A 14061-nucleotide genomic window follows, 5' to 3' on the forward strand; every position below is an offset into this window, starting at 1 on the left:
TGGAGGCGCACTAAACACCAGGTTTATCGCCCCACAGTAGCTTATGCAGCTGAATTTGGAAGCGTACGGGCAGGTTGTCATCGATAATCCAATCGGCCAAATCACGCTCGGCCAACACCCCATGCACAGGAGAAAACAACACCTCACCGACCCGTGTCGATAATTGATACTCATCCAATTTGAATTTAGCCCATTCATAATCATCGCGAGTCGCCAAGACAAATTTGATCTGGTCTTTGTCGCCAAGGCACGCAATATTGCTATACAAATTTTTGCCCACTTCGCCGCAGCTGGGGGTTTTTAGGTCCATGACAATACTCACCCGCTGATCTACCGCGGTAACATCCATAGCGCCGCTCGTTTCTAGCGATACCGCATAACCCTCATCACACAATAAACTTAACAACGGCAAGCAACTAGGCTGGGCTAAAGGCTCACCACCAGTGACGCAAATATACCGAGGGTTGAATTTCGCCACTTCGGCCAAAACATGAGATAACGACAAGCGCTCGCCACCATGAAAAGCATATTCAGAATCGCAATAGTTACAACGTAAAGGGCAGCCAGTTAAACGCACAAATACCGTAGGAAGACCAATTGTTTTGGCTTCCCCTTGTAACGAATAAAAAATTTCAGTAATACGCAAATTCGCGTCAGCCATCACAATTACAACACTCATAGTGAAAAAAGAGGCGCGATTTTACCTGTTTTTAGAACCCTCTGCTTGTCAGTCGGTCGGAGTGATCCATAAAAACAGTGATAAATTAACATTTACCCTAAAATTTCTATCGCTTGGCCCCAAACAACAGCCAGCAACGAGGCTCTTACCATGTTCAAACGCGCACTTTCTTTATTAGCAGCGGGCACCTTATTTAGCGGCTCCTTTTTGACCAACCAAGCACAGGCTGATGCCATGGTTTGGAGAGTATCTAATGAGCATGGTGAGCTTTACCTTGGCGGCACTATTCATATGCTGCGCCCAAGCGATTACCCACTTAAGCCAGAATACGACATTGCCTTTAAAGATAGTGATACCCTCGTGTTTGAAACCGATATAAATGCCGCCATGGATATGGGCTTTCAGCAGCAAATGATGATGCAAATGAGCCTACCACCGGGTAAAACCTTACAGGATATACTCAGCCCTAAAACCTATACACGTCTAAGTACTTTTGCCGCCGAACGCGGTCTCCCGATTGATATGCTGCAATCGTTTAAACCCGCTTTAGTAGCGGTAACACTCACTCAGCTAGAGTTGCAAAAACTAGGTATTACGGCAACCAATGGTATCGAAAGTTATTTTTCGGGCCTTGCCAAAACGCACAATAAATCAGTGTCCAGCCTCGAAACCCCTGATGAGCAAATCGCGATAATGGCCAGCATGGGAGAAGGCTACGAAGATGACTTTATCAATGGCTCGCTCGACGATTTTGAAAACCTTGCGCAAGAATTCAAGCACTTGATTAACGCTTGGAAAGAAGGCGACGTGTCGACAATTAATGAAAAAATGACCACCATGATGAAAGACCGCTTCCCGCAAATGTATAACAACCTATTGGTGAAGCGTAATTTTAACTGGATTAAAGAGATTGACCGCCTAATCAAAACCCCCGACAAAGAATTTATTTTAGTGGGCGCAGCACACCTAGCTGGTAATGATAGCGTGCAAAACCTCCTCAAAGCGCAAGGCTACACAATCGAGAAGGTTACACCCACATCAAAGTCAAAGTCACCCAACATATAAAGGTAGCCGACTGAAACGCACCAAAATACGATCAAAGCACCGTCGATCTTATGCTAGCTCGCCTACCGCCGAAGAAACTGCATCAATGAGCGCATCAATCTGGTGATGCTTCATTTTCATGCTCGCTTTATTTACAATTAAACGTGAGCTTACATCTGCAATATAATCGCGCTGTTCAAGGCCGTTAGCAATTAAAGTATTGCCCGTATCAACAATATCGACGATTTCATCGGCTAAGCCCAATACTGGCGCAAGCTCCATCCCACCATACAGTTTGATAACGTCAACTTGGCGACCTTGCTCAGCATAATAGCGTTTAGCAATGTTGACAAATTTTGTCGCTACCTTTATGCGACCTTTAGGTAAGGTACGGCCTTTCATTCCTGCTGTCATTAAACGGCATCGAGCAATATTTAAATCCAGTGGTTCATAAAAACTGTTGTCACCGTGCTCCATCAGCATATCTTTACCCGAAACACCAACATCGGCCGCGCCAAACTCAACGTAAGTAGGTACATCAACGCCACGTAAAATTAAAAAACGCACATCCGGCGACGTTGTGTCAAAGGTGAGCTTACGGCTTTTACTAATGTCTTCTAAGGGCTCGATACCTGCAGCAGCAAACAGTGGCAAGGTTTCTTTTAGAATACGGCCTTTGGTGAGGGCAATCGTTAACTGAGACATAAAATCCTCTGGCGAGCCAAATACTGGCTACGCGATAGTTTAGATATTGGCTAAATCGCGGGCACACCGGCACGCTACTGCGCAACGCGGCGAATGGTTGCCCCGAGCGCTTGAAACTTCTCTTCAATACATTCATAACCGCGGTCAATATGATAAATGCGATCAACCAGCGTATCGCCATCCGCTACCAGCCCCGCAATGACCAAACTCGCCGATGCTCGTAAATCGCTCGCCATCACCGGCGCTGCCTTTAAGCGCTCAACACCAGTAATAATACATGTATTGCCTTCAAGTTTAATTTGAGCTCCCATACGGTTGAGCTCATGAACCTGAATCAAACGGTTTTCAAAAATCGTTTCAACAACCGTTCCGGTGCCTTCGGCAACGGCATTCATGGCAGTAAACTGTGACTGCATATCGGTGGGGAATGCTGGATAAGGTGCTGTTTTCAGGTTAACGGCTTTTGGCCTTTTACCTTCCATATCCAGCGCTATCCAATCATCACCTAACGTAATTTTAGCGCCGGCTTCTTCGAGCTTCATAATGACCGCTTCTAAAATATCCGCATGAGTATCACGTACAGTAATGCGACCACGGCTCGCCGCTGCTGCCACAAGATAAGTGCCCGTTTCGATACGATCAGGCATAACACGGTAATGGCAACCTTTTAAATGCGCAACACCCTCAATGGTTAACCGATCGGTGCCTATGCCTTCAATTTTAGCGCCCATGGCCACTAGAAAATTAGCTAAATCGACAATTTCAGGCTCACGGGCGGCATTTTCAAGAATGGTTTTTCCTTTGGCTAGGGTTGCTGCCATCAGCAAATTTTCGGTGCCGCCTACCGTGACGACGTCCATAAATATATGTGCGCCTTTTAAGCCGTTAGGCGCTGTGGCGCGAATATACCCTCCGTCAACTTCAATATGCGCCCCCATCGACTCAAGGCCTTTAAGGTGAATATCGACTGGGCGACTCCCGATGGCACAACCGCCAGGAAAAGAGACATCGGCTTTGCCAAAGCGCGCAAGCATTGGACCAAGCACCAATATTGACGCACGCATTGTGCGCACTAGATCGTAAGGTGCTTCAAATTCATTCATCGAACTGATGTCGATTTCGACCAGCATATTTTCAGCAATCGTAATACCAACCCCCATGCTGCGTAATAATGCAAGCATTGTGGTCACATCTTTAAGGTGTGGCAAATTCGACAAATTAACGGGAGTTTCGGCCAAAATAGCCGCTGCAAGTATTGGCAATGCAGCATTTTTAGAGCCCGATATACGAATATCGCCATCTAAGGGGCCGCAGCCAGAAATCAAAAGTTTATCCATGAGGTATCCGAGCTATTTAGCCCTATTTTGCTGAGTTTATTGAGCTGGGCGCTCGGCGGGAGTAAAGGTTTTCATATGTACGGCGTGAATGTCACCCGAAGCAATCGCCGACTGCAAAGCGCCATAAACTAGCTGCTGACGCTTAACGGCATTTAAGCCTTCAAAAGCTTCGCTCACAACCACTAAGTGGACATGATTACCCTCAATCACAACCTCTAACTCACACTCAGACACAACCTGAGTAATCAATACTTTTATGTCTTCAACCTGCATAACTTTATACCTTTTAGCGTCTGTATTGGCTTACGGGGCAGTCACGTTAAATAACCACCCAGTTTATACAATACATAAAAAAGCGCGCAGTTTAATCAAAACTAGCGCGCTATGCATCTATCTAAAGTGGAATAACGAGATTATACGAGTATACAACCTCTTAGCGGGCGTCTAAAGTTAAGACTCACCCCAAGTGGCAATGACTGCATCAATATCATTCTTATGCTGGCGCATGGCTTGTGCAAACTGCTGCTGAAAGTTACTGCCTAGGTTAATTCCGTTAAGCACAACATTAATCAGCAACCAATCACCTGTTTTTGATTGCCCCATAGTATAGGCCACGGTGTTAGTACCATCTTTACCGGCAACCTCTTGGGTGACTTGTACTTTGCGCTGGCCGCTCACATCGCCGGTGGGCGGTACTGTGGTAATTTTAAAGTCAGAGTAATTTGCCAAGCCCTTAGCAAAGGTTTCTACCATGGTTGACTGAAAGGTTTTAGCAAAAGCTTCGCGCTGTGCTTTAGTGGCTGTTTTGTAATGCTGAGCCATTACCGACTTCGCAATATAAGAAAAAGCCACTACAGGCTCTAATAAATCAGAGACTTGAGTGTAATAAGCTTGCGGATCATCGGCCATCAGCTGCGTGCTACGACGAATAATCGCCATCATGTCTTCAGTCACTTGCGTTACAGCGGCATGCGCAGTGCCCGGTTTCGCTTTTTGCGTATCGGCTTGCTTAACCTCGATTTTTTTGGGTTCTGTTTTTTCGATGGTTTGCTCCGCAGCGTTCACCGCATGGCCTCCGAATACTAACCCACCCAGTAACGCGGCGCGCACCAAAATAGCTAACATACCCTTCTCCTAAAATAGACTGATCATTATTAAAAATTAAGCGTACAGTGTACGCTCACTAAACTGAACTTAAACCAAATAGATACCACATAGACTCCATAGACGCTAAAAGTTTTATCTTGCGCACAATAAATAGACATATGACGCCTGATAGAAGGATTGGCTCAAAATAAACGCACACAAAGACTTGAATGCCAAAAATAAGAACATATCGTATACCAGTTGTTTACTGACAAGCTCGCCATGCATCAGTACCATGTGCGCCTATTCTTTATAGCCACTTTTTTGTAGCGCTATATTTACCGACTAGAGGATTTCCTTGTGCCAGAGTTACTACCCGCCGCCCTTGCAATTATCGCCGGTTTTATCGGTCTTGTGTGGAGTGCCGATCGCTTCGTAGGAGCCAGCGCCGCTATTGCAAAACTCGCCGGCCTAGCCCCATTAATGATTGGCTTAACCATAGTATCACTGGGTACTTCGGCCCCCGAAATCATGGTGTCGATCAGTGCTGCATTAAAAGGTGCCGGTGACTTGGCAGTGGGCAATGCACTTGGTTCTAATCTGGCCAATATGGGTATGGTATTAGGCGCGACGGCTTTAATTGCTCGTCTCCCTATCCAAAAACATCTATTTACCTGCGAACTACCCGTTTTATTGCTAGTAACCGCCGTGGCAGGCTTTGTACTTTACGATGCTAAACTTACAGCGGTAGACGGATTTATACTGGCCGGCTTATTGGTGCCTGTCATGCTTTTTATTATTCGCATGAAAACACGCAGTATTACCCCCGCTGAAGTAAGCGCCGAAGAAGAGGATATTCCTGACATGACTAAGGGCCAAGCGGCAGTATGGTTTTTAGTCGGCTTAGCCGTACTCATCGGGAGTGCCGAATTGCTGGTTTACGGTGCCGAAACGACCGCCTTGGCTTTTGGCGTGAGCCCTTTAATTATCGGCCTCACCGTGATTGCTATTGGCACGAGCCTACCTGAACTGGCAGCATCCGTAATGAGTGCCATTAAAGGACACTATGATATTGCTTTAGGCAATGTGATTGGGTCGAATATATTTAACCTTTTAGCTGTTATGGCGGTACCGGGTCTCATTGCAACCACAACCATTGACCCCGCCGCATTTACCCGTGACTATGTCGCTATGGCAGGTTTAACAGCGCTACTAGCCTTTGGTATGGTCGCCACTTACTGGTTCAACAAAAACAAAGACAAGGCCGGCATTGGATGGCCGTTTGGGATTGTGCTATTAACCCTTTATGTGGGTTATTATGGTTTACTGTATAAAGCTATTGCTTAGTACTAACAGGGGCGGTAATTCACCCACATCACTGAAAGTGCATCATGTAAGTCACTAAACAGTCCAGTCATCACCTCAATAGCGGTCACATACCTGCGGCCGCTTGAAATCGTATAGAGTCTTTTACTGACCATCGCTTTAACAGACTAAGCCTTTTAACAGACTAAGCCTTGCTAAAAGGTTGCACAACAACAGGATTACATATGACCGATCAGTCATTGATTGCCGCCGGTAAGCGCACTGTCGCCATAGAGCGCGACGCCCTCACTCAACTGCATGAACAAATCGATGCGCAGTTTGCCGCTGCCTGTCATTTGATGATGGCTGTGAAAGGTCACACGATTGTGCTCGGTGTCGGAAAATCAGGTCATATCGGTAAAAAAATTGCCGCCACTTTAGCCAGTACTGGCACACCAGCATTTTTCGTGCACCCCGTTGAGGCGGGACACGGTGATCTTGGCATGATTACAGCCAACGACATTGTACTCACATTATCTAATTCAGGTAACTCGAGCGAAATTCTTACATTACTGCCGGCACTCAAACGCCAAGGCACTAAAATTATTGCACTGGTGGGCAATACCCAATCGGCGCTCGCACAAGGCGCCGATGTCGTACTCAATGCGACCGTTAATCAAGAAGCGTGCCCACATAATTTATCGCCTACCGCCAGCACAACCGCCGCCCTTGCGATAGGTGATGCTTTAGCCATTGCCTTACTAGAGGCACGCCAATTTACACGCGATGATTTTGCACGCACCCACCCCAGCGGTACACTCGGTAGGCGCTTGCTCTTAAAAGTCAGCGATGTTATGCGCAGTAATGGTGACATACCTGCGGTTACACCCGAGACATCAGTAAGTAAAACGCTCGCACTTATGAGCCAAAAAGGGCTCGGCATGACCACCGTTATCGATGACAAACATACACTGCTGGGGGTTTTTACCGATGGAGACTTGCGCCGTGTACTAGACAAAGGCGCCACAATTACCCATGCCTGTATCGGGGAGTTTATGACCCATCAACCACAAACAGTTAGTGCCGATACCCTCGCCATTGAGGCACTAGAGAATATGGAGGCCCGTAAAATCACCACCTTGGTTGTCGCTGATCGGCAAAATCATATTGAAGGCGTTCTACACCTACATGACTTGCTGCGTGCAGGGCTGGTGTAAATCCTTATATTTATTCACCGCTTGATTCATCCATTGCTTGCTTAACCATTAATTACTAGTATCTTGCGCACCTTCACATTCACTTGCTCACAGGTTGTCACTTCATGACCAGTAATACCTTCAATAATGCTGCTCTATTAAAAGCCAAAAATATCCGCTTATTGGTCCTTGATGTCGATGGTATTTTAAGTGATGGCCGTATTACTTTTAGCGAAAGCGGCGAAGAACTCAAGAGTTTTCATACCCTCGACGGCCAGGGTATTCGCTTGCTATTGCGTGCCGGTATTCATGTTGCTGTTATTACGGGTCGCAAAAGCACTATTGTTGCTAAACGCTGTGCCGACTTGGGCATCAGTTTAGTGGCTCAAGGCCGCGAAGATAAATACACTGCCCTGCAAGAGCTACTCGCCACTTTGCCAACACCACCGGCCATGGAGCATATTGCCCATATGGGAGACGATCTACCTGATCTTTTAATTATGACACAAGTAGGTCTAGCCTTAAGCGTACCCAATGGTCATATCGAAGTGCGCAACCGCGCGCACTGGCAAAGCAGCCGTCAAGGCGGCCAAGGTGCTGTACGCGAAGCTTGTGATGCCCTTTTACTCGCCCAAGAAAAATACCAAGATATTATCGACTTTTACACCGCCACGGTACCCGCTCAAACTAACACCGCGCACACTCCAGCGCGCACAACAACCAGCCCAAGCACAGGTCGCAACACGTGAAAAACTGGCTTTATATTGCATTAATCTGCACGATTACAGGCGCCATGATTTTACTCTGGGAAAGCAACCCCAACATTTTATTGCCCGAGCAACAAGCCTCGCCCTTTGAACGCTTTCCTTATGCGGTGCTTCATGATGCCCGCACCAGCCACTTTAATGAAGAAGGCCTGCTCACTTACGAGTTTGATGCGGTAACGCTTAAACACTTCAGGGCCGATATGCAAAGCTCTTCAGCGCAAGACTACATGCTTATCACCGCGCCAAAACTCACTATTTATGGCGACTCCACCCCCTGGCATCTTACCGCCAAACAAGGCAAAGTGATGGCTCAAGGTGAGAAGTTGACACTTTGGGATGATGTCAAGGTGTGGCAATCAGCCGATATAGATAACAACGGCACTATGGAACTGACCACGCAAACCATTGACATATACCCCATGCAAAAACGCATTGCAACCGCCGCTCATGTTCACATTGAGGGGCCCAACGGCACCGTCGACGCCGACGGTTTAGAAGTCGATATGGTAACCCAACGCATTAAACTACTCGCCAATGTCAGAGGCAAACATGACCCTATTCAATAGCTCTAAAGCGCGTATATTTTTAGCCACAACGCTAAGCTTTAGCGCTTTAAGTTTCAGCATACCAGCACTGAGCTTACAAAGTGACCGCAACCAACCGATTACCATTGATGCCAACACCGCTGAGCGCGATGAGCTCGCAGGCACCACCACTTATGCCGGTAATGTAGAAATGGCTCAAGGCTCGATGCGCATTAATGCTGATAAAATTGTTATTTATAATACCAAAGACAAAGTCACAAAAATCATTGCCCGCGGCAAGCCTGCCGCCTATCAGCAAAAGCCTAACGATACCGAAGGCAAGGTGGTCGCTCGCGCCAATATATTAGAGTATCAAATTGACAAAGAAACACTGCGCTTATTAGAGGGCGCTTCGCTACAACAAGAGGGTACAAGCCTATCAGGCAACACCATAGAATACGATGTGCGTCGATCGGTGGTTAAAGCCGGTAGTGATGCCAAACAAAATCAACGCGTACGCATGGTGATTCCGCCTAAAGCATTACAATCTAATGAAAAAGACCCACTTGATCGTGCGCAAGTTAGGCCTAATATGCCACAACCCGCTCCTGCACCTAAGCCCAATATTCCATCTAATATGAAACCCAGCCTGAAGCCTACCGAGGCCAACACTCAGCCCGGCCTTAGCGTCACAAACCAAGAGTCTGAACAGTAATGGCTACTCTCGAAGCTAAAAATCTCGCCAAAAGCTATGGCGCGCGCAGTATTGTGCATGATGTATCTATGCAAGTAGATACCCACCAAATTGTCGGCTTGCTCGGCCCCAATGGCGCAGGCAAAACAACGTGTTTTTATATGATTGCGGGTATTGTGCGCGCCGACAAAGGACAGGTCTTTATCAATGGGCAAGATGTCACTCGCAAGCCCATGCATGAGCGCGCGCGCTTGGGCCTAGGCTACCTGCCACAAGAGGCCTCCGTATTTCGCAAACTCACCGTCACCGAAAATATCTTAGCCATACTAGAAACTCGTAAAGACCTCAAACGTAAAGATCGCATTAGCGAGACTAACAAGCTTATCGAGGAGTTTCATATTCCTCATATCAAAGACAGCTTAGGCATGGCGTTATCAGGAGGCGAGCGCCGGCGTGTCGAAATCGCGCGTGCACTCGCGGCAAACCCTGAATTTATTTTACTGGATGAACCTTTTGCTGGTGTTGACCCCATCTCGGTCTCCGACATTAAACACATTGTATCGCACCTGCGCGATCGTGGGATTGGCGTACTCATCACCGATCATAATGTGCGCGAAACGCTCGATATTTGTGAACAAGCGTATATCGTGGGTGAGGGTCACATTATTGCATCGGGCTCACCACAGACGGTGCTGCAAAACCAAAAAGTCAAAGAAGTTTATTTAGGCCAAGACTTTAAACTCTAATACACTAGCGCACCTTGAATACGATAAACAACCATGTCACTTTAAGCACACAAGGATGTGCGCCTGCCCCTATTACACTTTTGCCCCTATAGATCATCGTATGCCCGTACAATTGCGCGTCCTTGCGCTTTGCATACTGACTGATAGTCTACCCAAGGGCCATAACATGCTATTTCCGTGAGTCACCTCTCCATTTCTTAGAGATGGCCTAAAGTTTGCTTTTGCCAACCATTGCAGAGCACGCCTAGGATGACTACAATCATACTAAGATGTCCAAAAAATATTGCGCTGAATAATATTGCTCGCGATACGCTTATCCGGTGCACTATTGGGCCAACCACTATTGGGCCAACCCTTGGCAAATCAGGTATTTCATGAAGCACTCTTTGCAACTTAAAATCGGCACGCAACTCACCATGACACCTCAGTTGCAACAAGCTATTCGCCTGTTGCAACTTTCCACATTAGACTTACAAAATGAAATTCAAGAAGCCCTTGAAAACAACCCCATGCTCGAAGCCACAGAAGATAGCAGCTTAGCGAATCTCGACACGCCAGAGCAAGCCAACTCACAAGCCGAGCCCACCAAAGAGGCGCTTAATACCGATGCCTCCAATACCCATAGCGCCGAAAGCGCGCCCGAAAATACCAATGATGCCAACGAGCAAACCGCAAGCGATGACTGGAACGAGAATATTCCCAGCGATTTAGCCGTTGATACCAGCTGGGATGAAATTTACCCCACTAGTTCAGGCTCTGGCTTATCCCGGCCAGAAAACGATGACTTCGACTACGACTCACGCAATGCCAGCACCGAAACCCTCCAAGATCATTTAATGTGGCAGCTGAATTTAACCCCTATGAGCCCAATCGATAACGACATTGCAACAGCCATTATTGATGCTGTGGAGCCCAGCGGTATGCTCAGCCAAAGCCTCGATGATATTTACGAAGGCATGCTAAACAGCTACCCAGAACTTGAAGAAGATGAAGTAGTTGCCGTGCTTCACCGGGTACAACAATTTGACCCCGCTGGTGTGGCGTGTCGCAATATTAGCGAATGCCTCGACTTACAATTGCGACAATTACCGCATGAAACGCCAGGGTTTAAAACCGCTAGAGCTTTAATCGCAGATTACTTACCGCTATTGGGCAACCGTGATTTCAAGCAATTAATGCGCAAACTCAGAGTCAAAGAACCCGAACTCCAAGAAGCCATCGCACTCATTCAAACACTCAATCCTAAGCCTGGCGATTTTATTAGCCCCTCCGATACCCAATACGTTGTACCCGATGTCTTCGTCAGCAAAAGTAATGGCCGCTGGCAAGTGAGCCTCAACCCCGAAATCGCCCCCAAACTGCAAATCAACTCCGGCTATGCCTCTATGGTTAAACGTGCCGATAGCAGCAGCGATAACACCTACCTCAAAGACAACCTGCAAGAGGCGCGATGGTTTTTAAAAAGCTTGCAAAGCCGCAACGAAACACTCTTAAAAGTAGCTACATGTATTGTAGAGCGCCAACAAGGCTTTTTAGATCACGGCCCCGAAGCTATGAAACCGATGGTACTTCATGATGTAGCTGAAATGGTCGAAATGCATGAATCCACAATATCCCGTGTGACCACACAAAAATTTATGCATACACCGCAAGGCATTTTTGAATTAAAGTATTTTTTTTCAAGCCACGTGGCTACAGAATCTGGTGGTGAGTGCTCATCTACCGCCATTCGCGCTATTATCAAAAAGCTTGTGGCTGCCGAGAATACCCGTAAACCACTGAGTGACTCAAAGATCACAGACTTGCTGGCAGAGCAAGGAATTAAAGTCGCACGCCGTACGATTGCAAAATATCGTGAATCTTTACAGATTCCCCCCTCAAATGAGCGCAAACAACTTGTATAATGCCCGCCTTTGAGCACATTAAACGCTCGCAAGTTTGCCATTAGGTTGTTTATGCCCTTAGATAAAATGCTCTCAGCTAATCGTGTTGCCTGCCACATGCCATGCACCAGTAAAAAGCGGGCGCTAGAAGCACTGGCTGAGTTAATAGCCAGCAGCGTGCCCACCCTTAACGCTGAAGACTTATTCAGCCAGCTTATTAACCGTGAACGCTTAGGCTCTACCGGTATTGGTGCAGGCATTGCCATACCGCATTGCCGCTTTGCTACCGGCGGAGCCTCAATTTGTGCTGTCATGACGCTAGAGCAAGCTATTGATTTCGAAGCCGTCGACAATCAGCCTGTCGATGTTATTTTTGCCATGCTCGTTCCAGAAGATGCCGATAATGACCACTTACAAAATTTAGCCGCACTCGCCGAGGCTCTACAAATTAAACAATACCCCAATACCTTGCGGCAAGCACAAACATCACACGATTTATTTGATGCAGCCACAAAACCTTTTGTAAACTAGCCGTTAAAACGCTAGGATTTAAACCGCTACAGATCAAAACACTAAGCACCTAAAATGCTCTATGCTTGGCTGAAGTGACAACATGTTACAACGCACTCGTATCAACGAGACAGACTTGAAGGTATCTATCATCACGAGCAATAAGCTCATCAGGAGGTTAACGTGCAATTTATTGTTGTCAGCGGTCGCTCAGGCTCTGGGAAATCAACGGCGCTTCAACTATTAGAAGACTGCGGCTATACCTGCATAGACAACCTCCCCGTGAGCCTATTACCGGCACTTATCGGGCAAATGAAAGCCGCCGATAAAGGTGACTTAAAACTCGCCGTTGGAATTGACGCACGCAATATCGGTGGAGATCTAAGCCGATACCCCAGTATTATTAAAGCCTGCAATTTAGAGTCTTCGCAATTTACTACCATTTTTTTGGATGCGAGTAATACCGTATTGCTCAAACGCTTTAGCGAAACCCGTCGCAAGCATCCGCTGTCTGACAACAGCGTCGGCCTAAAGCAAGCCATTGACAACGAGCGCAGTATTTTAGAGCCCGTTGCCAATCTCGCCGACGTCACACTCGACACCAGCACACTAACACTGCATGAGCTGCGTAGCGTTATCCGCAAAAAAATTGTCGGCGAAACCCGCACAACAGCGGCACTCAGTTTTGAGTCCTTTGGGTTTAAATACGGCATGCCTGTCGATGCTGATTTTGTTTTTGATGTTCGCTGCCTGCCCAATCCGTTTTGGAAGCCCGAGTTGCGCAGCCACACCGGGCTCGAAGCGCCAGTGCAAGCTTTTTTAACCGAGCAACCCGAAGTCATGAGTATGATCGATGATATCGCTGCTTTTATTAGTAAATGGCTACCGGCTTTTCAGGCCAATAACCGTAGCTACTTTACCGTAGCTATTGGATGCACCGGCGGCATGCACCGCTCGGTTTTTATTGCAGAGCAACTCACACGCCTGTTCAAAAGCCACTATTCCAATGTACAAGTACGCCATCGCCAACTCGCCGGCCAAGCCGAGCCCATACATTAACTCGACTCAAAACCCGATTGACCCATCCCCAGCTTCACAATATAAAGCGATACGTCAATCTAACATTTACAACAATCTAACATTTAGAACTTAGAACTTAAAACCTAGGCCCAAAAACCCTATGACATGACCCAAACAATACGAAACACCCACAGTATCAGCCACCCACTCTAGCACCACCAATGTAGTGAATTGTATCGAGTCACAAAGATATCCACCCAAGCCCAGTTAAGGCCCTGTATGAGCGAACTCACGACAACCATTTGCAATAAGCTCGGCCTTCATGCCCGTGCCGCCAGTAAACTTGCCAATACCGCCAGCCAATTTGGCAGCAAAGTGTGGGTCAGTTGTAACGGTAAAAGTATTGATGCCAAAAGTATTATGTCACTGATGTTGTTAGCCGCTTGCAAAGGCACACCCATTAGTATTCGCGCAGAAGGTAACGATGCCGAAGACGCGGTAAAAGCTGTCGTTGCTTTAATTAATAATCGATTTGATGAAAGTGAATAAAGCTATCTCTCGCCTT

Annotated in this window: 16 protein-coding genes; 11 read left to right on the forward strand and 5 right to left on the reverse strand. The window is 47.0% G+C overall.

Annotated elements, in window-relative coordinates; all coding sequences use genetic code 11:
- Positions 1 to 10 precede the first annotated feature (10 nt).
- A complete protein-coding gene (queE, locus tag AC438_RS06305) occupies positions 11 to 679 on the reverse strand; it encodes a 7-carboxy-7-deazaguanine synthase QueE (protein ID WP_238376332.1) in 669 nt (222 codons plus the stop codon).
- A 150-nt stretch (positions 680 to 829) separates the two neighbouring features.
- Here queE and AC438_RS06310 point away from each other — a divergent pair, with 150 nt between their 5' ends.
- Positions 830 to 1744 carry a TraB/GumN family protein gene (locus AC438_RS06310; RefSeq protein WP_053980398.1) on the forward strand — a complete coding sequence of 305 codons (915 nt, stop codon included), beginning with the start codon at positions 830 to 832 and terminating at the stop codon, positions 1742 to 1744.
- Positions 1745 to 1792: 48 nt separating this feature from the next.
- Here AC438_RS06310 and hisG read toward each other — a convergent pair whose 3' ends face one another.
- The 4 genes from hisG to AC438_RS06330 form a co-directional block, all read right to left on the reverse strand.
- Positions 1793 to 2428: an ATP phosphoribosyltransferase gene (gene hisG, locus AC438_RS06315; protein ID WP_053980399.1), complete on the reverse strand. Its 636-nt coding sequence runs from the start codon at positions 2426 to 2428 to the stop codon at positions 1793 to 1795.
- A gap of 74 nt (positions 2429 to 2502) precedes the next feature.
- On the reverse strand, positions 2503 to 3765 hold the full coding sequence (gene murA / locus AC438_RS06320) for a UDP-N-acetylglucosamine 1-carboxyvinyltransferase (RefSeq protein WP_053980400.1): 1263 nt from the start codon (positions 3763 to 3765) through the stop codon (positions 2503 to 2505).
- Between the two features lie 36 nt (positions 3766 to 3801).
- Positions 3802 to 4038 (reverse strand): BolA family protein, encoded by a 237-nt coding sequence (locus AC438_RS06325; protein ID WP_053980401.1) that lies wholly within the window; start codon positions 4036 to 4038, stop codon positions 3802 to 3804.
- A 177-nt stretch (positions 4039 to 4215) separates the two neighbouring features.
- Entirely contained in the window at positions 4216 to 4890 is a 675-nt protein-coding gene (locus AC438_RS06330; RefSeq protein WP_053980402.1) for an MlaC/ttg2D family ABC transporter substrate-binding protein, read from the reverse strand.
- Positions 4891 to 5211: 321 nt separating this feature from the next.
- Here AC438_RS06330 and AC438_RS06335 point away from each other — a divergent pair, with 321 nt between their 5' ends.
- The 10 genes from AC438_RS06335 to AC438_RS06380 all read left to right on the forward strand — a co-directional run bounded on the left by AC438_RS06335 (position 5212) and on the right by AC438_RS06380 (position 14045).
- Complete coding sequence (locus tag AC438_RS06335; protein WP_082354003.1) at positions 5212 to 6198, forward strand: calcium/sodium antiporter; 987 nt, start codon at positions 5212 to 5214, stop codon at positions 6196 to 6198.
- 203 nt (positions 6199 to 6401) lie between these two features.
- Positions 6402 to 7373, forward strand: a complete 972-nt coding sequence (locus AC438_RS06340) for a KpsF/GutQ family sugar-phosphate isomerase (protein WP_053980404.1) — start codon at positions 6402 to 6404, stop codon at positions 7371 to 7373.
- A gap of 104 nt (positions 7374 to 7477) precedes the next feature.
- Positions 7478 to 8101 (forward strand): hypothetical protein, encoded by a 624-nt coding sequence (locus AC438_RS06345; RefSeq protein ID WP_082354004.1) that lies wholly within the window; start codon positions 7478 to 7480, stop codon positions 8099 to 8101.
- Positions 8098 to 8685: an LPS export ABC transporter periplasmic protein LptC gene (lptC, locus tag AC438_RS06350; protein ID WP_053980405.1), complete on the forward strand. Its 588-nt coding sequence runs from the start codon at positions 8098 to 8100 to the stop codon at positions 8683 to 8685. The genes AC438_RS06345 and lptC overlap by 4 nt, the downstream gene beginning before the upstream one ends.
- Complete coding sequence (gene lptA, locus AC438_RS06355; protein WP_082354005.1) at positions 8669 to 9358, forward strand: lipopolysaccharide transport periplasmic protein LptA; 690 nt, start codon at positions 8669 to 8671, stop codon at positions 9356 to 9358. The genes lptC and lptA overlap by 17 nt, the downstream gene beginning before the upstream one ends.
- Positions 9358 to 10083, forward strand: a complete 726-nt coding sequence (gene lptB / locus AC438_RS06360) for an LPS export ABC transporter ATP-binding protein (protein WP_053980406.1) — start codon at positions 9358 to 9360, stop codon at positions 10081 to 10083. Before lptA ends, lptB begins: the two co-directional genes overlap by 1 nt.
- Before the next feature lie 374 nt (positions 10084 to 10457).
- Positions 10458 to 11987 (forward strand): RNA polymerase factor sigma-54, encoded by a 1530-nt coding sequence (locus AC438_RS06365; RefSeq protein ID WP_053980407.1) that lies wholly within the window; start codon positions 10458 to 10460, stop codon positions 11985 to 11987.
- A 51-nt stretch (positions 11988 to 12038) separates the two neighbouring features.
- Positions 12039 to 12497, forward strand: coding sequence for a PTS sugar transporter subunit IIA (locus tag AC438_RS06370; protein WP_053980408.1), 459 nt, complete (start codon positions 12039 to 12041; stop codon positions 12495 to 12497).
- A 162-nt stretch (positions 12498 to 12659) separates the two neighbouring features.
- A complete protein-coding gene (gene rapZ / locus AC438_RS06375) occupies positions 12660 to 13535 on the forward strand; it encodes an RNase adapter RapZ (protein ID WP_053980409.1) in 876 nt (291 codons plus the stop codon).
- A gap of 240 nt (positions 13536 to 13775) precedes the next feature.
- Positions 13776 to 14045 carry an HPr family phosphocarrier protein gene (locus AC438_RS06380; RefSeq protein ID WP_053980410.1) on the forward strand — a complete coding sequence of 90 codons (270 nt, stop codon included), beginning with the start codon at positions 13776 to 13778 and terminating at the stop codon, positions 14043 to 14045.
- Positions 14046 to 14061: the final 16 nt, after the last annotated feature.

The sequence above is a fragment of the Marinagarivorans algicola genome (assembly GCF_001292705.1).
Taxonomy (GTDB): Bacteria; Pseudomonadota; Gammaproteobacteria; order Pseudomonadales; family Cellvibrionaceae; genus Marinagarivorans; species Marinagarivorans algicola.

Excerpts from the sequence above, each read along its gene's own strand:
- AC438_RS06340 (WP_053980404.1), top strand. The coding sequence starts at position 6,402 with ATGACCGATCAGTCATTGATTGCCGCCGGTAAGCGCACTGTCGCCATA.
- AC438_RS06365 (WP_053980407.1), top strand. The coding sequence starts at position 10,458 with ATGAAGCACTCTTTGCAACTTAAAATCGGCACGCAACTCACCATGACA.
- lptA (WP_082354005.1), top strand. The coding sequence starts at position 8,669 with ATGACCCTATTCAATAGCTCTAAAGCGCGTATATTTTTAGCCACAACG.
- AC438_RS06325 (WP_053980401.1), bottom strand. The coding sequence starts at position 4,038 with ATGCAGGTTGAAGACATAAAAGTATTGATTACTCAGGTTGTGTCTGAG.
- AC438_RS06380 (WP_053980410.1), top strand. The coding sequence starts at position 13,776 with ATGAGCGAACTCACGACAACCATTTGCAATAAGCTCGGCCTTCATGCC.
- murA (WP_053980400.1), bottom strand. The coding sequence starts at position 3,765 with ATGGATAAACTTTTGATTTCTGGCTGCGGCCCCTTAGATGGCGATATT.
- lptB (WP_053980406.1), top strand. The coding sequence starts at position 9,358 with ATGGCTACTCTCGAAGCTAAAAATCTCGCCAAAAGCTATGGCGCGCGC.
- AC438_RS06345 (WP_082354004.1), top strand. The coding sequence starts at position 7,478 with ATGACCAGTAATACCTTCAATAATGCTGCTCTATTAAAAGCCAAAAAT.
- queE (WP_238376332.1), bottom strand. The coding sequence starts at position 679 with ATGAGTGTTGTAATTGTGATGGCTGACGCGAATTTGCGTATTACTGAA.
- hisG (WP_053980399.1), bottom strand. The coding sequence starts at position 2,428 with ATGTCTCAGTTAACGATTGCCCTCACCAAAGGCCGTATTCTAAAAGAA.
- AC438_RS06370 (WP_053980408.1), top strand. The coding sequence starts at position 12,039 with ATGCCCTTAGATAAAATGCTCTCAGCTAATCGTGTTGCCTGCCACATG.
- AC438_RS06330 (WP_053980402.1), bottom strand. The coding sequence starts at position 4,890 with ATGTTAGCTATTTTGGTGCGCGCCGCGTTACTGGGTGGGTTAGTATTC.
- AC438_RS06310 (WP_053980398.1), top strand. The coding sequence starts at position 830 with ATGTTCAAACGCGCACTTTCTTTATTAGCAGCGGGCACCTTATTTAGC.